The sequence below is a fragment of the Planctomycetota bacterium genome (assembly GCA_026387035.1).
GTDB lineage: Bacteria > Planctomycetota > Phycisphaerae > FEN-1346 > FEN-1346 > JAPLMM01.
This window is the reverse complement of record JAPLMM010000272.1, coordinates 1-2,759: the sequence shown is the minus strand read 5'-3', so window position 1 is coordinate 2,759 and position 2,759 is coordinate 1. Positions and strand designations below refer to the sequence as shown.

Sequence of the window (2,759 nt, the reverse complement as noted above, 5' to 3'; positions counted from 1 at the left end):
TAGCGCGCGGCGTTCACATTTAGCCGCCCGCCTTGCTTGCCCGCCGTAGCCCGGAGGGCGAAGGAGGGGCGGGCGCGTATTGTGCCGTTCGCCCGGCCTCGCTCGTACAACAGTTCGAAAGGGCAGGGGATGATGAAACTTCAGCGGGCCGCCGGCCTCGCCGCCGCCTTCCTCGCCCTCGCCTCCGCCGCCGCCCGCGCCGAAAACTGGCCCCAGTGGCGCGGACCGTTCTTCAACGGCTCCACCACCGAAACCAACCTCCCCGAAAAGTTCAGCCCCACCGAAAACTGCGTCTGGACCGCTCGCCTCCCCGGCATCGGCGCCTCGACGCCTGCCGTCTGGGGCGACCGCGTCTTCGCGACCGCCCAGGCCCCCGCATCCAAAAAGACCTTCGCCCTCTGCCTCTCCGTGGCCGACGGCTCCATCCTCTGGCAACACGAAATCGGCGACGGCACAAACTTCGCCCGAGGCAACACCGCCGCCTCCCCTTCCCCCATCGCCGACGCCGACCGCGCCTACTTCTACTTCGGCACGGGCGACCTGGCGGCCTTCGACTTTGCCGGCAAACCCCTCTGGCGGCGCAACATCGCACGCGACCACGGTCCGTTTGAGATCAAGTTCGGCTACGCCTCCAGCCCGCTCCTCTTCGCCGGACGCCTCTACGTCCCCGTCATCCACGGACGCGAAAGCGCAGGACAAATGGGCATCTCTTATCTCCTCTGTATCGACCCCGCCACCGGAAAGGACCTCTGGAAACACCGCCGTCCGAGCGACGCCGACACCGAGGCCAAGCAGGCCTATACCACCCCCGTTCCTTTCCATGTCGCCGGACGCGCCCAGATTCTCCTCACCGGCGCCGATTACGTCACCGCCCACGACCCCGCCACCGGCGAGGAACTCTGGCGTTCACCTTCCTACGATCCCCAAAAGCATATCCTGTTCCGCACCGTCGCCTCGGCCGTCGCCGCCGGTGAGACGGTCTTCGTCGCCGCTCCACGCAACACCAAGTCGCACGGCCTGACGATCGGACCCGACGGCCGGCCCGTCGCCAACGCCTGGGCCTGGTCCATCGACAAGAACGCCCCCGACGTCTGCACCCCCGCGGTGTACGACGGAAAGTTCCTTGTCCTCGACGGCGACAGCCGCTACATCCTTCGCGTCGATCCCGCCGGCGGCCAAATCCTCCGACGCGAGCGCATCAAGGACGCCGCTGTCTTTCAGGCCTCCCCCACCGTCGCCGACGGCAAAATCTACTGCATCAGCATGGACGGCGAAGTCGTCGTCCTCGCCGCCGACGACTTCAAGGTCCTCCACCGCGCCGACTTCGGCGGCAAAGAGTGCCGCTCCGCCATCGCCGTCGCCGCCGGCCGACTCTTCATCCGCACCCCCGACCGCCTCTTCTGCATCGTTCGCCCGTAGCGCCCCCGCGCGCCGTACACTTGCCGCGCGCCTGGTTCGCCGCCCCGCGCCACATTTAGCCGCCGCGCTTGCGCGGCGCGTATTGTGCCGTTCAGCCGCCCGCGCGCCGCTCGCCGGGTGCCACTGGTCCCGGCGCGCCGGGACCCGCCAGTGCTTCTCCCGCCCCGCGCGCCTGGTTCGCCGCCCCGCTTGCGGGGCGCTGGCCGTTCGCAGTGTGCCGCGCGCCTGGTTCGCCGCCCAGTTTACTGGGCGCGCGCCTCCATCACTTCAACGAACATCCTGCGAATCCACTCCGGCGTGTTCCGGTTGAACGACTCGACGTGTTTGCGGCGAGTGAAATAGTAAAACGCCATCGCGCCCTGCGCCAGCACGCTCACCACGATCAGGACCGAATAGAACCCGTACACCGCGTACGGCGCCCACGTCTCGATGAGCGCGTCGATCTGGCGCGCCATGTCCGGCATCGAGGTCAACTGCGACCGCACCTCCGGCGAAATCGCCGCCGACTTCACCCCCTCCGCCGAAAACGACGCCATCTCCAACAGACAGTAGAACAGAATCACCCCCGCCAGTGGACCGCGATCACCCCCGCCACGACCACCAGGCCGCTGAGACTCGGGCTCACCACGACGAACGGCAACGCTGCCAGGCCGATCGCCAGCGTCGTGATGGCCGAACTCCGCGCCACCCGCGCCGCTCGATTCACCTTCCGCCGACGCCCCGCCGCCTCCCGCACGAGCCCCCACTCCCGCTCGCCGATCGGCGACGCCTCTTCCCCGCCTCCCGCCAAACCCTTCGGTGTTTCCATGGCCTCGTTCGCCCTTGCCTGGTTCCTCATCCAAGACACTCTTCGGCCACTTCGCCGTCCTTTCTTTACGAACTCGCGCCCCTTTTCCGCCGCGCCACCCCAGGAATTTCCTGAGCGACACATCTCGGATTTTTCTTGACATCGTTCGGGCCGTGGGGGATACTTCCAGACTGTGACCGAAGGTCAGAGCCATCTGACCGCCGGGCAGACATATCCACCACGTTCCATCACGTGGGGGGGGATGCACATGGCTCGCCAAGTCGAGCGGCGGAGCCGGTTCGCGTGGCGGCTGGCGTCTGTCGGCATCGTAGTTTTTCTGATTGTCTCCGGTTTTGCCGCGACCCAATCCCAACCCGCATCGGAAGACTGGAAGGTTTTTGACCGCCCCGGCAAGTTTATCACGGCCCTCTGCGCCGCCGACGAAGCCCTCTGGATCGGGACCGAGGATATGGGCCTCTGGCGGCTGGACCTCTCGGCCGATCCCACGCAGCCGGACGCCTGGAGGCAGTTCATCGGCAAGGACGGTCCGAAC

The 2,759-nt window shown here is 67.2% G+C and carries 4 protein-coding genes; 2 read left to right on the top strand and 2 right to left on the bottom strand.

Going from position 1 to position 2,759, the window contains the following annotated elements:
* The first annotated feature begins 129 nt into the window (after positions 1–129).
* Entirely contained in the window at positions 130–1,419 is a 1,290-nt protein-coding gene (locus NTX40_10615; GenBank protein ID MCX5649526.1) for a PQQ-binding-like beta-propeller repeat protein, read from the top strand.
* Positions 1,420–1,661: 242 nt separating this feature from the next.
* Here the strand turns inward: NTX40_10615 and NTX40_10610 are convergent, their stop codons facing one another.
* On the bottom strand, positions 1,662–1,982 hold the full coding sequence (locus tag NTX40_10610; GenBank protein MCX5649525.1) for a hypothetical protein: 321 nt from the start codon (positions 1,980–1,982) through the stop codon (positions 1,662–1,664).
* Positions 1,979–2,257, bottom strand: coding sequence for a hypothetical protein (locus NTX40_10605; protein MCX5649524.1), 279 nt, complete (start codon positions 2,255–2,257; stop codon positions 1,979–1,981). Before NTX40_10605 ends, NTX40_10610 begins: the two co-directional genes overlap by 4 nt.
* Positions 2,258–2,474: 217 nt before the next feature.
* Here NTX40_10605 and NTX40_10600 point away from each other — a divergent pair.
* On the top strand, positions 2,475–2,759 hold a 285-nt coding region (locus NTX40_10600), incomplete at its 3' end, for a hypothetical protein (protein ID MCX5649523.1).